This window comes from Spirosoma endophyticum (genome assembly GCF_900112365.1).
Taxonomy (GTDB): domain Bacteria; phylum Bacteroidota; class Bacteroidia; order Cytophagales; family Spirosomataceae; genus Spirosoma; species Spirosoma endophyticum.
Window position 1 is genome coordinate 328,690 of record NZ_FOLQ01000004.1, and the last position, 17,519, is coordinate 346,208.

15 protein-coding genes are annotated in these 17,519 nt (G+C 48.6%); all 15 read right to left on the reverse strand.

Annotated elements, in window-relative coordinates:
- Positions 1–128: 128 nt before the first annotated feature.
- The 15 genes from BM202_RS13330 to BM202_RS13410 all read right to left on the reverse strand — a co-directional run bounded on the left by BM202_RS13330 (position 129) and on the right by BM202_RS13410 (position 17,498).
- Complete coding sequence (locus BM202_RS13330) at positions 129–1,688, reverse strand: ABC transporter permease/substrate-binding protein (RefSeq protein WP_093826788.1); 1,560 nt, start codon at positions 1,686–1,688, stop codon at positions 129–131.
- Positions 1,689–1,745: 57 nt separating this feature from the next.
- Positions 1,746–2,480 carry an ABC transporter ATP-binding protein gene (locus BM202_RS13335; protein WP_093826790.1) on the reverse strand — a complete coding sequence of 245 codons (735 nt, stop codon included), beginning with the start codon at positions 2,478–2,480 and terminating at the stop codon, positions 1,746–1,748.
- Positions 2,477–2,758: a DUF427 domain-containing protein gene (locus tag BM202_RS13340; RefSeq protein WP_093826792.1), complete on the reverse strand. Its 282-nt coding sequence runs from the start codon at positions 2,756–2,758 to the stop codon at positions 2,477–2,479. The genes BM202_RS13335 and BM202_RS13340 overlap by 4 nt, the downstream gene beginning before the upstream one ends.
- Positions 2,759–2,831: 73 nt before the next feature.
- Positions 2,832–4,742, reverse strand: a complete 1,911-nt coding sequence (locus tag BM202_RS13345; RefSeq protein ID WP_093826793.1) for a CocE/NonD family hydrolase — start codon at positions 4,740–4,742, stop codon at positions 2,832–2,834.
- A 181-nt stretch (positions 4,743–4,923) separates the two neighbouring features.
- A complete protein-coding gene (locus BM202_RS13350; protein ID WP_093826795.1) occupies positions 4,924–6,288 on the reverse strand; it encodes a lactate utilization protein B in 1,365 nt (454 codons plus the stop codon).
- Positions 6,289–6,448: 160 nt separating this feature from the next.
- Positions 6,449–7,030 carry an ATPase gene (locus BM202_RS13355; protein WP_093826797.1) on the reverse strand — a complete coding sequence of 194 codons (582 nt, stop codon included), beginning with the start codon at positions 7,028–7,030 and terminating at the stop codon, positions 6,449–6,451.
- Between the two features lie 5 nt (positions 7,031–7,035).
- Complete coding sequence (locus BM202_RS13360; protein ID WP_093826799.1) at positions 7,036–7,776, reverse strand: (Fe-S)-binding protein; 741 nt, start codon at positions 7,774–7,776, stop codon at positions 7,036–7,038.
- Positions 7,777–7,837: 61 nt separating this feature from the next.
- Positions 7,838–8,164 (reverse strand): L-rhamnose mutarotase, encoded by a 327-nt coding sequence (locus BM202_RS13365; RefSeq protein WP_177236578.1) that lies wholly within the window; start codon positions 8,162–8,164, stop codon positions 7,838–7,840.
- A 2-nt stretch (positions 8,165–8,166) separates the two neighbouring features.
- Positions 8,167–9,561 carry an L-fucose:H+ symporter permease gene (gene fucP, locus BM202_RS13370; RefSeq protein WP_093826802.1) on the reverse strand — a complete coding sequence of 465 codons (1,395 nt, stop codon included), beginning with the start codon at positions 9,559–9,561 and terminating at the stop codon, positions 8,167–8,169.
- Between the two features lie 152 nt (positions 9,562–9,713).
- The gene (locus BM202_RS13375) at positions 9,714–10,499 is read right to left on the reverse strand and encodes an L-fucose dehydrogenase (RefSeq protein WP_093826805.1); all 786 of its coding nucleotides are present in this window, start codon (positions 10,497–10,499) and stop codon (positions 9,714–9,716) included.
- Positions 10,500–11,939: 1,440 nt separating this feature from the next.
- Complete coding sequence (locus BM202_RS13390; protein WP_093826811.1) at positions 11,940–12,173, reverse strand: helix-turn-helix domain-containing protein; 234 nt, start codon at positions 12,171–12,173, stop codon at positions 11,940–11,942.
- A 1-nt stretch (position 12,174) separates the two neighbouring features.
- A complete protein-coding gene (locus tag BM202_RS13395; protein WP_093826813.1) occupies positions 12,175–12,663 on the reverse strand; it encodes a hypothetical protein in 489 nt (162 codons plus the stop codon).
- A 104-nt stretch (positions 12,664–12,767) separates the two neighbouring features.
- Positions 12,768–13,748 (reverse strand): type I phosphomannose isomerase catalytic subunit, encoded by a 981-nt coding sequence (locus BM202_RS13400; RefSeq protein ID WP_093826815.1) that lies wholly within the window; start codon positions 13,746–13,748, stop codon positions 12,768–12,770.
- A gap of 226 nt (positions 13,749–13,974) precedes the next feature.
- The gene (locus tag BM202_RS13405; RefSeq protein ID WP_093826817.1) at positions 13,975–14,835 is read right to left on the reverse strand and encodes a DUF2306 domain-containing protein; all 861 of its coding nucleotides are present in this window, start codon (positions 14,833–14,835) and stop codon (positions 13,975–13,977) included.
- Positions 14,836–15,014: 179 nt separating this feature from the next.
- Positions 15,015–17,498: a glycoside hydrolase family 95 protein gene (locus BM202_RS13410; RefSeq protein ID WP_093826818.1), complete on the reverse strand. Its 2,484-nt coding sequence runs from the start codon at positions 17,496–17,498 to the stop codon at positions 15,015–15,017.
- Between the last annotated feature and the right edge of the window lie 21 nt (positions 17,499–17,519).

Genomic DNA, 17,519 nt, shown 5'->3' on the forward strand with positions numbered 1-17,519 from the left:
GTCAATACAACGGGCAGGGATTAATTCCCATGTTCATTAGGCATCAATACCATCTTTATGAATTGATTAAAGGAGCGTTGAAATAGGTCTTACAACATGCTCGTTTCTACTACTGTATCAGACAAGAATTACTTCTTATCCAAATAATGTACCAGATCCGTGATCGAGCGAATGCCCAGCAAATGGGCCTGTTTCCGGCGCATCATCAGGCAGTAGCTATTATTGAATCCCAGCGGTTTGAGCCACGAGAGCTGGTATTTATCCACAAATTGCTGATTGACAAACTGATAGACCGAATCTGGCTGCATAGGAAGCGCCTGGAGCGTAGCGGCTGGAGGTTGTAAAACAACCAGCAAACCGGTTCCGGTGTATTCGGGGTAAAAATCAATGGCACCAGTACGTAGTGCATCGAAACAGATTTGCGTGCCTCCCATGCCGGTTTTTGTGGCAACGCGCAGTTGGGTTTTGCCCTCAATCAGTTGGCGGTAAATCTCCGCCAGAATGTACTGCTCCGTAAAAACCTTCGAGCCCATCACCACCGTTTGCGCCCGATCGCCGGGCTTAGGTAACTGATATAAATGAGCACTTTTCAGGAAATCGGTAGCGATACGTTCCGGTGACTGGTGCAGGTAATCGGCGCGGTAATTCAGCGCCGTCATGATTGAATCGGTGAGTTTACCCGATAGCAGATTCAGCGTTGGGCCAAGGTCCGGATAGCGGTCAAGCGCAGTCTGTCGAACGACCGGAGCCGCGTCGTAGGGCGGAAAAGCGTGTCGATTATCGGCCAGCACCAGCAAGTCAAATGCTTTGATACGTCCATCGGTCGAATAGCCGCTGATGATGTCAACCTGCTCCCGACGAATGGCTTCGTACATCAAACTCTGGTCAATCAATCGGGGACGTAGCTTCAGTCCGTACGTTTTCTGCAAACCGGGATAACCATCCGAACGACCGTAAAACTCATGGGCAAATCCGGCGATGAGTTTATCCTGTCGGCCCGGCACCAGATAAAAAGCGGAGAGAAAGGGAACCAAGACAACAAATGCCAGTGCACCTATCCGCATTTTTTTAGCGGACAAGTTCTGCAAACGGGCCAACCCAAAATCAAAGCCAACAGCCAGCAAAGCCGCAGGAATGGCCCCCGCCAGCATCATATTGACGTTGCTGAGCGCAATGCCACTGAAAATAAATTCGCCTAATCCACCGGCTGCTACGTAAGCCGCCAGCGTAGCAACCCCCACATTGATGACCGTTGCCGTACGAACGCCCGCAAATATAACCGGCAATGCCAGCGGCAATTCGACTTTGGTCAAGATCTGATTATTTGTCATGCCAACGCCCCTGGCGGCTTCTTTCACCGACGGACTAACTTCCGTAATGCCCACGTAGGTATTCCGGATAATGGGCAGCAAGGCATATAAAAACAAGGCAACCAACGCCGGACCAACGCCAATGCCCAGCAACGGAATCAGGAAACCCAGCAACGCTACGCTCGGCACTGTTTGCAACACACCCGCCACACCCAGCACGCTACTTGCCAGCTTCTTTCGACGCGAAATCAGAATGCCCAGCGGCACACCCATCAGCAAGGCCAGCAACAACGACACAAACGTTAATCCGATGTGCGTCAGCGTTTGCTCCATCAATTTGTCAGCATGGTCGCGAACGAAGGCGAAGAAGTCTTTCATTTAGGACGTAGTATCAGCGAGGCAAAGCACCGTAAACCGGACTAACATTGGTACGTATCAACGACTAATTCGCTGAGGTTGGTCATCCAGAAAATCACGCACGAAATCATTGGCGGGCTGATTCAGCAACTCATCGGGCGGACCAATTTGCACAATACGTCCCTTGTCCATAAGGGCAATGCGATCGGCCAATTCGATGGCTTCACTGACATCATGCGTAACCAGTACGACCGTTGTTTCCCGCAGTTCATTGAGTCCGAACAACTCCCGCCGAACGTGTCGGCGCGTAAAGGGATCGAGTGCGCCAAACGGCTCATCCATCAGCACGACCGGCGGCTTAATAGCCAATGCCCGCGCCAAACCCACACGTTGCCGCTGTCCGCCACTTAACTCGGCCGGATACCGATTCAATATTGTTTCGGGTAATTGAAGCTTCGCCATCAACTCATGAATGCGCTCCTGAATAGCTGCGGGTTCCCAGCCGAGCAGCTTTGGCACCGTAGCAATAGCCTGCGCAACACTGTAATGCGGAAACAACCCGCCATCCTGAATAACGTAGCCAATTCGGCGACGCAACTCAGGACCAGCTTGTTTAACTACGTCAATACCATCTACGCTGATTGAGCCAGACGTCGGTTCAATCAGTCGGTTAATCATTTTCAGCGTCGTGGTTTTACCACAGCCGCTCGTGCCCAATAACACAAGTGTTTCACCCTGACCAATAGCCAGCGATACATCGTCGACAGCGGTGTGTGATGCAAACCGTTTGGTCAGATGCTGGATGTCAATCATTCGACCACCTTTACGCCTTTCCAGAAAGCTACATAGTCTTTGATTTGGCTAGCGGCCGATTTTGGATCAGGATAATACCAGGCAGCATCCGCATTAGTTTTGCCATCAACGGTCAGGGAATAGTATGACGCTAAACCTTTCCAGGGGCAAGTTGTGTGCGTCGGGCTATCCGTTAGATACGTAGCGTTCACTGATTCTTTAGGGAAATAATGATTGCTCTCAACCACAATCGTATCGTCGCTCTCGGCGATGGTTTCACCGTTCCAGATGGCTTTCATTTCGGTAGAATTTATAAAGGTATAGCGTTGTGCTAACTCAATATCGAACAACTCATTGATTAACTAACTGGTTTTATTTCAGCACCTGAACTTCAATTACTGAGTTATCATATACGCGGTGGGTTGCTTTCTGAAAGTCGGCTGCATCGGCTTTATAGATGTTATCCACATATTTCTGTGGGTTGCGGTCGATAAGGGGGAACCACGTACTCTGCACCTGAATCATAATGCGGTGGCCTTTTTTGAACGTATGCAATACGTCCTGCAAACGGAAATTCACGTCGGTTACTTCGCCCGCTTTAAACGGCTCTGGCTTCTCGAACGAATTGCGGAACCGCCCGCGCATCGCTTCCGAACGAACCATTTGCTGGTAATTTCCGAGTGTAATGTTTTTATTCGGCATATAGGCATGATTCGGCTCATCGGGTGGATACACATCGATCAGTTTCACCACCCAATCAGCATCGGTACCGCTGGTGCTAACCTTTAGTTTTGCCATAATTTCGCCACCCAGCGTCATGTCTTCCATCAATACGTCGGTCTGGAATGTAAGTACATCTGGCCGACGGCTCGCAAACCGCTGATCCTCCGACATGTAATTAAACGGCGTAAACCCCTGCAGCGTCGTAATATCTTCAGTATAGGGAACGGGTTTCATCGGATCGCTGACAAATTCCGAAAACTTACTCCCCGCCTGCTGGGCCAGTTTACCATCGTTGGCTAAATAAAACTGCATGGGTTGAGCGTTGGAGGCAGGCCATTTATCAAATGTTTTCCACTCATTTTTTCCCGTATTGAACAAGTAAGCTTCGGGCAAACCTGTTTTGCCATCACCCGCGCCTTTCAGGAAATGCGTAAAGAATTTAGCTTCGATATTTCGCTGATAGAACGTAGCGATGCTGTCGCCAAAATAGACATTACTGTGCAGCGTGTGCCCGGTTTCGCGCGACCATCGACCATGGCCAAACGGTCCCATAACGAGCGTGTTGTAGGCACCTGGGCTGTTTTTTTCAATGGTTTTGTAGATGTTCAACGGACCGTAAAGGTCTTCTGCATCAAACCAGCCACCAACGGTCATAACAGCTGGACGCGTATTCTTCAGGTGTGGGATAATGCTCCGTTTCTGCCAGAACTCATCGTAGTTCGGGTGATTGACGGTCTCCTGCCAATAGAAGTTGTCCTTATAATATTTGTCTACATTTTTTAGCGGACCAAGATCATACTGAAACTGAAAGCCGTCGCTGGTTCCGGTTTTGATGAACTCATTGTTATACCAGGCTTCAGTGGTCGGCTTCGGGTGCTGAACCCCAAATACCGGAAACGTAAACAGATACGCCTGAATGAACGCGCCGTTATGGTGAAAATCATCAAAGAAAAAGTCCGATACCGGGGCCTGCGGTGAGGCTGCTTTGAGAGCGGGATGCGCATTAGGCAGCGAGGCCGCCGTATAGAATCCGGGATAACTGATACCCCACTGCCCTACCCGACCGTTGTTGGCCACGTTTTTCAGCAACCACTCGATGGTGTCATACGTATCGGAACTCTCATCAACGAGCGTGCTGCTAACCGGCGCTGTCACTTTCTTTTTTCCCTTTGACGCTACGGGTGCTGGCTGCTGGTCGGTTACGGTTGGCGTCATGTTCGTCCACGTCCCTTCCGACATCCAGCGACCACGAACATCCTGATACACAAAGATGAACTTATCCCGCATAAGCGTTCCCGACGGACCCACGGAGGTTGGATAAGCATCTGCCCCGTAGGGCGCAACGCTGTAGCACGTCCGCTGCATCAGGAACGGGTACGGCTTGGTTGCCGATGCATCTTTAGGTACGTACACCGCCGTGTGCAGTTTTGTACCGTCACGCATCGGGATTTTATATTCGAACTTCTGGTAATTTTCTTTAACGAAACTACCCGATGATGTCAGTTGTGCCTGCGCCGACGTAATGAAAATAGATAGCAGAGCCAGTAAACGGAGCTTCATGGAAAAGGCATTGATGAATGATAATCAAATATACAGTTTTGCTTATCATTGACTTACAATAGCCTAGTCATTCTCTTTTTTCTTGGTTGTTATTGTTCACAGAGGCCCAAAGCCCACAGAGTTTTTATATTCTCTGTGGGCTTTGGGCCTCTGTGGGCTTTTGAACGTTTAGCTAGAAAATTTATTTAGCATTGGTGGCATACCACTCCCGGAAGCTCTGCTTTGGTGGTTCGGGGAGCTCGCGGGCGATGGCCCAGGGATTCAACGTACCGTTATGCGAGAGTGAGTAAGGCATTGAGGCCAATACCCGGCGGGCCGCACGACCCAAACGGGCGTAGAGTTTCGGACGGGCGAGTACTTTCGCCAACCCTTTCATACCGAGACGTTTGGCGGCAGGCATAGCTTTCTGCTCACCAATAATCTGCCGCCATTTGTAGAGTTGCACATGGATGTCGATCTTCACCGGGCACACATCTGAGCAGGAACCACACAACGTACTGGCAAAGGGCAATGTACTGTGTTTCTTGAGATCTACGTTAGGCGACAGAATGGAGCCAATCGGACCGGGAACGGTATAATCATAACTGTGTCCCCCACTACGTCGATACACCGGGCAGGTGTTCATGCAGGCCCCACACCGAATACATTTCAACGACGCCCGAAAATCAGGTCGGCCGAGCTGTTCAATACGTCCATTATCGACAATCACAATGTGCAACTGCTGACCGGACTTGGGTTTATGAAAATGGCTGGTGTAGGCCGTTGAATATTGCCCCGTGGCTGAACGAGCCAGCAGGCGCGTAAAGACGCCGAGGTGTTCGAGTTTGGGAATGATTTTCTCAATACCCATGCACGCAATATGCACGGGTGCCAACGTAACGCCCAGATCGGCATTGCCTTCGTTGGTACAAACCACAAACCCACCCGTTTCGGCAATAGCAAAGTTTACACCTGACAAGGCGGCATCGGCCGCAACAAAGTGACTACGTAGGTGCTGGCGAGCGGTTTCGGTCAGAAATTGCGGATCGCTGGCACCTGCGGGCGTGCCGAGGTATTTGTTGAAAATATCACCAACGTCTTCTTTTTTGAGGTGAATGGCAGGCATCACGATGTGACTTGGCGGCTCATCGATCAGTTGAATAATCCGCTCCCCTAAATCGGTATCGATCACCTCAACGCCATTTTTGATCAAAAACGGATTCAAATGACACTCTTCCGTCAACATGGATTTACTCTTGACTAGGTGCCGGGCGTTGTTCTCACGCAGAATCGACAACACAATTTCGTTGTGTTCCTGTGCATTTGCCGCCCAGTGGACTTTCACACCATTCGCCTGCGCGTTACGTTCAAACTCCTCCAGATACGTATCCAGATTACTGAGGGCGTGGTTCTTGATCTGGGAAGCCAGTTCACGAAGCTCCTCCCATTCGGGAACGGCATACACCATTCGGTCGCGCTTCTGGCGCACAAACCAAAGCGCCTGATCATGCCAGGTGGTTCGGTCAAAATTGGCCGTAAAGCGGTCGGCAGCCTGAGCGTGAGTCATAATTGGTGAGTAGTAAGGCTAAAGGTCGCGAGCTTTAACGTGGACAGGTTTGCCGTTACGTTCGATAACCAGCGTATCATCATCTCGCTTCGCCTTCTCAATTAACCGTTTATGAGCCAGTCGAAAGCCTTCCATAACTTTTGCAGAGATATCTTCTTTTTTACTTACCGTTTCCATATTGGTTCAATAGAGAGCTCCACAAGACTTGATCAAATACAGCATGTTCCATTAACGTACCCCCTTTGGCTACTTCAACTGGCTCCTCACCACTATTGTTGATAAACATAAATGAATCGCAAGTCGGCATGTAGAGGGTAAAAAGATTCATTAAGGCCCGCTTATACCGACGATAAATCACATCTGTAGGAATGTTATGTCCACCCATAGACACGCGCTTCGCAACTCGACTAACCGCCATTTCTGCCGAAGATAAATATACGAAGAAAAGAGTGATTGTATAACCAGCTTCTTTAGCACGCCGAATCGTCTGGACGTATGAACGCGTTGATAAGGTGGTTTCCAGAGCAAAATCAGTACCTTTATTAAGCAAGAAATCTATGCGCTGCAACATGATTCGACCAGCTTCAAACGCTACCGAATCAGGCTGAAAAGGTGATAAGCCCCGAGCGATTTCATCAGCATTCACAAACTCCCACACGTTTAAAATTTCTGGCAACAACGTGTAAGCTGCAGTGGTTTTTCCGGCGCCATTGGGCCCGGCGATGATATACAGGTTTGGCATAACGATTACGAAACGGCTCCGGTCAGAATTTCCGCTACGTGTAAAACCCGTAACGGCAGCTTCTCCCGACGGACGACACCTTCGAGGTGCATCAGGCACGATACGTCGCTCCCGACAATGACCTGCGCTCCGTTTTTAACGTGATCCTGCACGCGATCTTGCCCCATGCGGGCCGAGACGGCAGCTTCCGACACGCAAAAAGCGCCCCCGAAACCACAGCATTCATCGTAGCGATCCAGTTCAATTAATTCCAGTCCACGAACCTGCTTCAATAAATTACTCACTTTCCCGTCGCGGTTGGGCGTCAGTTCAGAATCGGACGACAGGCGTAAACCGCGCTGCCCGTGGCAACTCTGGTGCAAACCAACGCGATAGGGAAATTCAGCATCGAAGCTCGTCACGCCTAATACGTCGGTCAGAAATTGAATGAGTTCGTAGGTACGTTCGCGGACGTGCTTAACGGCGGGGGTTTGTTCGATGATGTTAAAATGCTTGCGGACGTGATACACACAACTTCCTGAAGGAGCCACGATGTAGTCGTAATCAGCGAAGGCCCGCACGTAATTGTGATACACGGGAATGGAATCGGCCTCGCAACCCGCATTGGCCATCGGTTGACCGCAACAGGTTTGCTGCATGGGGAAGCTTACCTGAACGCCCGCTTTTTCGAGCAGCCGCATCGTGGCAATACCAACCTGCGGGTAAAACTGGTCAACATAGCAGGGAATAAACAGGGCAACGTTCATGGGCGAAAGCGTGCAAGAGCGAAAGAATAAGCAAGTACGTTAACTTTTCTCTCTCACTATTTTATAACGTGAAAATCTTATCCATTAACAGCCATTTTTCGCCGGGTTTCGCCATTGGCAATGCCTGTTGATACGTCCAGAGCATGGTTTCCCACGTCTGAACAATCGGATTGGCCGCATCGGATGCCGCTTTGGCGTCGAACGAAAACGTATCGTCAGTTTCCATTATCATGAACAACCGATTCCCGATGCGATAAATTTCCATTTCCGTAATTCCCGCATCCCGAATGCTGGCTTCAATATCGGGCCAAATACGTTCGTGATAGCGTTCATACTCGGCAATCAGGGCCGGGTCATCTTTGAGGTCAAGAGCAAGGCAATAGCGCATAATTAAGGGGCAATTTCAGGAGGGATATTGGCGCTGTGCAGATCATCAGATGTGATGCGGTAGCCCTGCATGGCGTAGAACACGATAAAGACAAAACAAACCAGCGGCACCAGCAGCGCATATACCGGCCCTTTGGCAAACAAGGCTCCGGCAACCAACGGCATCAACGCTCCACCGACAATGCTCATGATTACCAGCGACGACGCTATTTTCGACTCGGCACCCAGCCCTTTCGTCGCCAAAGCAAAAATGGTTGGAAACTGAATTGACTGGAAGAAATACGTAAAACTAAGCGCGATTACGGCCGTCAGGCCACCCACCAGCATGGCAATAACAACCATTGCTACGGCCCCGATGGCGTAGACACTCAGTACGATATTGGGTCGAATGCGCGTCATCAGCGACGTACCGACGAAGCGACCAAGCATAAACAACACCAGCGCGAACGAGGCATGGAAGCCCGCAATCTGCGTCAGCGACATGTCCGTTGGGGAGCCCGTCAGCGAATTAATAATGTTCATGTAGCCTTCGGCCACCGCCCAATGCCCTTCACGAGAGAAATCGAGTTTAAGGTCAACAAAATAGCCCCAGAGCGTAGCCTGTGCCCCTACGTTGGCAAACTGGGCAATAATACCAAGCGTCAGATGGCGATGCCGGAAAAGACTCGTAATGGAAATTTTCCCGGCAGCCTGCTCCTCTTCAGCCCCCACTTCTGGCATTTTGATAACGGCAAACAAGATCGTAATGACCGCGAGAATAGTGCCGATAATCAGATACGGTCCCTGCACAGAAAGAGCTTCCTGCACGCGAATCGCCTGCGCCTGTGCAGGGGCCATTGCCGTCAGCATATCCTGCGTGTACTCATTTTTCGAGAAAATGAACAAGGCGCCAATAACCGGCCCCAGAATGGCGCTGATGCCATTGAAAGACTGCGAAAAATTCAGCCGCCATTCCGCTTTTTTCGGGTCGCCCAAAACCGTTACGTAGAGATTCGCGGCCGTTTCCAGGCAGGCAATCCCGCAGGCCATAGTGAACAACGCCAGCAGGAAAAAGCCATAGACGCGCACTTCAGCGGCTGGATAAAACAGGAATGCGCCACCGCCGTACAGCAGCAATCCGAGCAGAATTCCGCGCTTATAGCCAAACTTCCGCATAACGTACCCAGCCGGAAGCGCCATGAAAAAATAACCGAGGTAGAACGCAAAGTCGACGATACCCGCCTGAAATCGGTTCAGATCAAGGGCAATCTGAAACTGCTTGATGAGCGATCCATTCAGACTATTGGCCAGCCCCCACAGAAAAAACAAACTGGTAACGAGCGTAAACGCAAGACCATAATTGCCGGTTGATTGTCCGGATTTAAGTTTAACATTACTGGGAGCAGGGCCAAGAGCCATTGAAGTTTTTGATTAAGGGGAGTTGATTTATGTTTTCTGTCATACTGACGACAGGAAGCATCTTCGCAAAACCGCCGGAGCACTAGAAAATACTTATTTACCGAAGATGCTTCCTGTCGTCAGCATGACAAAAACGTGCTCACTGACTAGTGCTAATCAGTAATCGAGCGGTCGAGGTGTGTATAGCCACCGTCAACGTGAACGAGTTGGCCTGTTGTGTGACTTGATTTGTCGGACAGCAGAAAGGCCACCGCGTTGGCCAGTTCTTCGGGCGTTGTCATACGGTGTTCGAGCGGGATTTTTGAGACAATCTGCTTCAGTTTTTTCTCTGGATCAGGCAGCGTTTTGATCCAGTTGGCATAGAGCGGTGTCCAGCTTTCGGCTACAACGACGCAGTTTACACGAATGCCGTAGGGCAACAGCTCAACCGCCCACTCGCGGGTCAGGGCGTTACGCCCGCCATTGGCTGCGGCATAGGCCGACGTATTTCCCTGCCCCGTTTCGGCCACTTTCGAGCCAATATTCACAATCGCCCCTTTCGACGCTTTCAGGAATGGCAACGCGTGATGCGCCATCAGGTAGTAATGAATCAGATTCTTGTGTAGAGAGGCAACGAACCCTACGTAAGAACCATGTTCCAGCCCGACCCCATCGTTTACCCCGGCGTTATTAACCAGTCCATCAATACGGCCGAACTGGGCGACGGTTTGCTCAACAGCCCGCTGACATTTATCGGGTTGGGTTAACTCGGCTACAAACTGATGCGCTTTGCCACCATTGGCTTTAATGGCGTCAACAACAAGCTGGTTGTCTTTTTCACTACGTCCAATAATGACCGGAATAGCCCCCTCGGCCGCCAATACTGTTGAGATACCTTCACCAATTCCTTTGGCACCCCCTGTCACAAGAATTACTTTATCAGTCAGATTCAGATTCATACGTCGTCTATTTACTACGGCAAGAAAAACATCAAAGACGAAAAGAGAAAGACAATCCATTGTCTTTTCTCCTTCCGTCTCGTTTTATTTCACTGGAAACAGGAGTATTCGCTTGCTGGTCAGACAGTCCCTGTGCTACGTGACTCTCGGTAGATTAGCGATGCTGAAGGTATCTGAATAAGCTGATGTGGTAAGTCAGGTTATGGAGCAGGCTGCACATAACGAGACACTACTGCTTAATTTTATTCTTCGTATTGTAAAAGTACAACCTAATCAGCCTTGGTTATTCTTCACTAACTGTCCTTCAAGTCCTTCTTCACTTCCTTGATTAATGACTCGTCGCCGTTCAACGCTCTCGACATAGTACAGCCTTGCTCTTCATAGATACGACCCTTTCTTTCCAGGAATAATAGGTACTCTTTATGCTTGTCATAGGTGAGATCACAGTCTGAATAATGCGATCCAATTTCAATTACTTCGTGGCTGGATAAGGGGCCTTTCAGGGATTGTTTCACCTTTATTTTTACCCGGTAACTTTCATACGGGCGAGGATGGTATCTGGCTAATCTTCTCTCCCGTTTTGTGTCTAATAATTCGACCACTTGAGCGATAACGATAATCTTACTTTTGCTTACAGCCCGCTCAACGGTTATATCGTCACAATCACAGGCTAGTACACCGCTTAACTTCAGACAAAATGATAGCAAGAGGAGGCAGTAGGAGAAAAATCGCATTCGTTGTATAAGTAGCAATATGCTAACCTAAGCTCACTTTCTAGGTAGAATACACACTGGATTCATTTTCGCTAAGCCAATAATGGGCCATCTCCTTTCTCCGCTTCTCACCGCACTAATCGGCATCTGATCAGTGTAAAAAGAATAGCTCTCCGACTTGTTGACCCTGTTAAACCGGATTATATCGGCTCCGTAACTTATTTGATAATATCCGTTAGGCGGTAACTGCTGGTTAAGAAGTTTATCAAACATCATTTTGAACAGGACACTAACTGTATCTTTCTCAATGATAGTGGCTATCCAGTCGGTACTTTCCTTCTCGAAAGCGACTTGGCCCTTTATCGTCTTTAAAGCCATTCCCTGAGACCAGCCCAGAGTTGAACAGAGGGAAGTAATGATAATGAGGTATATCCACTTCATAATACTTACTGCGTTGTTGTGCAATTAAACGTTATGTTAACTCATATAGCTCTGAATCAAAATATTACTTTAAATTAATTCAGTAAGCAAGCTGGCAATCAAAGCTACACCAACTATCCCGTTCTATCTCGTCTGTTAGTCCTTTAACCTACAAAAATATTCTCAAAAAACACATTCCCGTTGGAAGATTCGGCTGGAATAACCTTCAACACCTCCCAGTGCGCGACGATTTACTGAAATCATTTGAGTACAAATATCGGTCCGCCCTGTATCATGCTGGCCATCATTAAACGACAAATGGTTCTTCGGCTATTGACGTTTCAACGTACTCCAGAATGTCCCCAGGCTGGCACTGTAGTACACGGCAGATAGCCGCTAACGTATCAAACCGAATTCCTTTTGCTTTCCCAGTCTTGAGTATTGACAGGTTTACGTTACTAATTCCCACCTGTCGGGATAGCTCGTTAAGCGACATTTTACGTCGAGCCATCATCACATCTAAGTTCACTACAATATCCACCTTATATAAACGCTTCGTTCTCGTGTTTTACCGCAATGGCCTGCCGGGTAAAATATGTCAGCAACAAAATAGAAAGAACCAATACGTAAACAATCAGCGAATGATCAAAAACGTGTTCGGCGAAGTAAAAGGCGAATTTGCTACGCGCTTCCTGAAAGCTAACTGGTTTATGGTAATAATGCCAGGTGGACATTCCGGCATTGGCCAATGAATTACTGATAGCCACAGCCAGGCTTAATAAGCCGAAGCCTTGAAGTTGTTTGATATTGGCTTGCTCAAAGTACCCTTTCTGGAGAAGCGTTTTTTTGATCCGAAAGACCATGTAGCCCATTCCCAGAATACCGGCATAAGTAGCAATTTTAAAAACCCACATCCAGCGAAGAATTCCGTCGTACTGATTTATGATACCTACCCCTCCATAGATAAAGAACAAGCATTGCAGGCCAGTCAACACCGCAATTACCCAAAAGACAGCATTTATTAGTTTCATTATTAATTTGGTTTAGGATTAAGCCAAAACTAATAATTTTTATATACAACGTTTTATTTTTAATGTAAAACATTAAAAATAAAACGTTGTACCACTATCCTCCATCACGGCACGTAGGTTTCCAGTAACGTCATGTCGCCGTCGGGAACGAACGTAACGGTATTGATTGAGGCCGGAACAAGGGTGCATTGTCCCATTTTGAGCGATACGCTGTAGCCACCTTCCGCTTCGATTGTTAGGGCACCAGCCACGCAAATCAGGATTACAAACGAATCAATGTGGGTGTAATCATGCTCTATTTCCTGATTGGCCGTCAGCACATTAGTCACGAAGTAGTCGCTCGTCACGGCGTTAACGCTCTCGTTCAACTTCCTGTCGTACTGTGTTTTGTACTGATCGTAATGATGGTAATTTATGGCATCGACGGCAAGATCTGTGTGCAGTTCACGCTTCTGCCCGGTTGTCGCGTCTACGCGGTCAAAATCGTAAATCCGATATGTAGTGTCGGAGGTTTGCTGGATTTCGGCCAGCAGAAGTCCTTTCCCGATGTAGTGAACACGTCCGGCAGGCAAAAAAAACACGTCTCCGGGTGAGGCTGGTTCAATGTTCAGAATATCCTGAATGGTATTATCGGCGACGGCCTTAACGTACTCGTCTTTAGTCACTTCCCGATTGAAACCCGAATTAAGTTTCGCACCCTCGTCGGCCTGCATGATATACCACATCTCGGTTTTCCCAAAGCCATTTTGCCGCTTTTTGGCTAGTTCGTCATCCGGGTGAACCTGGATCGATAGGTCGTCGTTGGCATCGATGAACTTAATCAGCAGGGGGAATCGGTTGCCGTATTTTTCATATACATGCTGCCCTACGAGTTTGCCCTTATACTGTTCAACTAATTCATGCAATGATTTTCCCTGCAAACTCCCCTCTTTCACCACCGATACGTTGCCTTCTACATCGGAAACCTCCCACGTTTCGCCACAGTTGGGTAAGGGAGAAAATTCTTTCTCCAGAATGGTTTTTATCTTCTGGCCACCCCAGATTTTATCTTTAAAAATGGTCTCGAATGTAAGCGGATACAGCATGATGAATGGGTTATTGAATCGACAATTGATAGAGTTTTATTGTCCACAGAGGCACAAAGAACACAGAGATAAATAGTCGAAAAAAAATTGATAGCTCTGTGTTCTTTGTGCCTCTGTGGACAATAAAACCACGTGATTATAATAAATCTTCGTGATTACTTAGTTGCTAACTAACCGACAAAGTAACGCATTTGTTGGGCTGATTGGAGGCCGACAGTGCAATCCGTTAAGCGAGCGATAGCCACTTCAAAATGGCAGGACCCCAATAATAGAGAGTGAAATAATAGGTTCCAAGTATCAGAAATCCAGTGGCCACGAGCAGCATCAGGGAAGAAAACAACCTGATCGCAGGCGAGGATTTATATGAATTTGCTTTAATGTACGCTTCGACAACCAGCAGGTTGGGAATGTAGAAGAAAAATGCCATTAGCCAGTCAAATGGTCCACTGAACGATTTCCCGTGACCCAGTCCGTCAGTAAGCATGATCCAGAAACCATACTCGATTCGGTATAACCAGGAGCCAATCGCCAGGGCATACAACCGTAATGCCCAGATTCGATGCTGGTCCAGATTCCCTGCTACCGCGTGCCGATACGTTTGTATACCTGCGATAAACATCAATACGCCATAGAGACCAAATCCGATGTTCATCACCAGACCACCAACGGTTCCTTTGATGGCAATAAAGGCCAGCCCACCAACGGCGGCAACCAGGCAGGCTGTTACGTAGATACGGCCAATCCAGCGATGCACAGCAGGGTAACGAGTTCTGACCGAATCAAGTAACTGAATACTTCCCAGAATCAGGATAATACCTCCAGCCGCGAAGTGCAGACCAATTCCACTGGTAGCGGTAGTAGTGCCCTGCTCATACAAACGGGGCAATACCTGATTCCAGCGGTCCATGTTGCCTTCATAAAGCGCCGACGCATAGAAGGCCAGAATGTATAAGCCGAACAGAGCCGCACTGACCCAAACGGTGGTCACCAGCAAAACGCTCGACCAGCGTAGTGCGCTTACACTCAATTTTGCCAGTGGCTGAGGGCCCGGCGGTTGAGGAAGGACATCAGGTATACCGTCTGTCATTGCTTTTACTTTTAAAAATCAGGTGATTACGGGATCAGGAGATTTTGCTTTCTCTTTTTGAGAAAATACACGTATTGACGTTACCTATTTTTCAAGGAAAATCCCTCAGTCAAAAATAACTATTTGGCGTTTTGCTAACAATCTAAATCAGTGGTTTTTACACCTTTCTGTCTGGTCTTTTATTGAGCGGCTACCTGATAAACGCTTCCTTTCTGAGTCGGGAACGTCAGTACGTAGTTTGAGCCAGTGCGCGTTGATTTTGCGGCTACTCCTTTGACGGTCAGCGGCTTGCTACTACTGATTTTACACGTACCACCCAGTAGTGATTTGATTGTTGAGCTGGCGAGTCTATGCTCTTTCCAGGTCATCGCGATTTCAAAACCACCCCTTGCCCGCAAGCCTTTAATGCTTCCCTCTTTCCAGGCATCCGGCAGGGCAGGTAATAGACTTATGCCATCCAGATGACTTTGTAACAGCATTTCGGCCATACCAGCTGTCCCGGCGAAATTACCGTCGATCTGAAATGGCGGGTGGGCATCGAAAAAATTGGGATACGTGCCACCACCCTGCATACTTTCACCCTTGCTACCTGTATAACGCATCAATTGCCGAATCAGCGAATAAGCGTGATTACCATCGAGCAATCTGGCCCACCAGTTTATTTTCCAGCCCTTGCTCCAGCCGGTTCCTTCATCACCCCGTAATTCCAGCGTTTTTCGGGCAGCTTTAAAAAACTCGGGTGTATCCGACGAAATCTGACGACCCGGATGCAAGCCGAACAGGTGCGAAATATGGCGATGGTGCGGGTCGGTTTCTTCGAACTCTTTGGACCATTCCAGGAGTTGCCCCTGCTTACCGATACGTAGTGGTGCAAGTTTGCCACGTTTGGCAAGCAGCATCTCGCGGTACGGTTTGTCGATACCCAGCGCGGTCGAGGCATCGATCAGGTTGGTGAATAAATCCCAGATGATCGCCATGTCCATCGTTGTCCCGACGGATACGCCTTGCTCCTTGCCATTGCTGTCTTTGAACTTGTTTTCAGGCGTAGTCGATGGGGCAGTAACCAGATGACCTTCAGCATCTTCCACCAGCCAATCCAGTGTAAAAGCAGCCGCTTCTTTCATGATCGGATAGGCGTACTCAGCCAGGTATTTTTTGTCGCCCGTAAACCGGTAATGCTCCCAAAGATGCTGACAGAGCCAGTTGCCACCCATGTACCAGTTGGCCCATACAGGATCGCCCGCGCCACGATCGCCAACGGCATTGCTCAACCCCCAGATGTCGGAGTTGTGGTGGGCAACCCAACCTTTGGCATTATAAAATTCGCGGGCAGTCACCTTTCCTGTGGTGGATAAATCTTTTATCCAGGTAAGCAGCGGCTGGTGCATCTCAGAGAGATTGGTCACTTCGACAGGCCAGTAATTCATCTCCGTATTGATGTTGATCGTATAATTAGAACTCCAGGGCGCCCGCAGTTCCTTATTCCAGATGCCCTGCAAATTGGCAGGCGGACCACCCGGCCGCGACGACGAAATAAGTAGATAACGACCAAACTGAAAATACAGGGTTTCCAGGCCGGGATCATAACTATTTTTCGAATACGCCTGCAAGCGCTCATCCGATGGCAATGCACTAGTTGGATTGTTAGCGCTCGTGTCCTTCACCACGAAAGCCAGTCGATTAAAATATGATTGATAATCAGCCATATGAGATGCAAGTAACGTAGCGAATGGTTTTTTAACAGCGCTATTGAGGTAGGAAGCCGCTAACGCTTTTTCGTCTTTTCCATATTTATCCGGGCACTTATCAAACCCATTAAAACTGGTTGCAGCCGCTATGTAGAGCGTGACGTCACTAGCATTTTTTACGTGAACACCCGATGTATCCGTGCGCACAGAACCGTCTTTGGCAACGGCTTTGATCCGATACTGAAACCGCATGCCCCGGCAACCGGTACTGTCCTCATAAACAATCGGATTACGGCCCTTTGGATTGTAGTACGAAGGGTCAAGCCGCGCTGGAGCCTTACCGTTAACGATTAATTCGTTAGTCCCATTCGCAACAAGATCGTAACGTAGTTGCGATTTAGCGGATGCGTCGAACGTCAATCCTCCTTTTTTGCTGCTGGTCAGGTGGATGATCAATACGTTATCCGGTGCTGATGTAAAAGCCTCCCGTTTGTAGTCTATACCATTCACCGTGAAGCGTGTAGTAGCAACAGCATTCGTTAAATTAAGATCCCTATAATAGGCCGATGGCGTGTCGCCATTCAGGTTCTGTTTAATCATCAGATCGCCCATTGGCAGGTACGATTCAGTATAAAACCCCTGCATTTTTTTGGCGAGTTCATTAGCTTTGGCGTAATCCCCCTCTTTCAGCAAGGCCTCCCGTATCTGCGGCAGGTAACCAGCGGCTTCGGGATTAACATTGGTTTTCACCGGCCCTCCCGACCATAACGTAGACTCATTGAGCTGAATAAGCTCGTCGCTTGTTCCACCGAAAATCATAGCCCCAATTTTACCATTTCCCACGGGTAGAGCCTCTACCCACTGTTTGGCGGGCTGTTTATACCAGAGTTTCGCGTTCGTTTGCGCCCATGCAGAAAGCTGGGAGAACAGCGTAATGGCGACCAGAATCAAGCCTGTTTGTAGTGTAGTTCTCATAGAAAAAGTAGGTGGTGTATT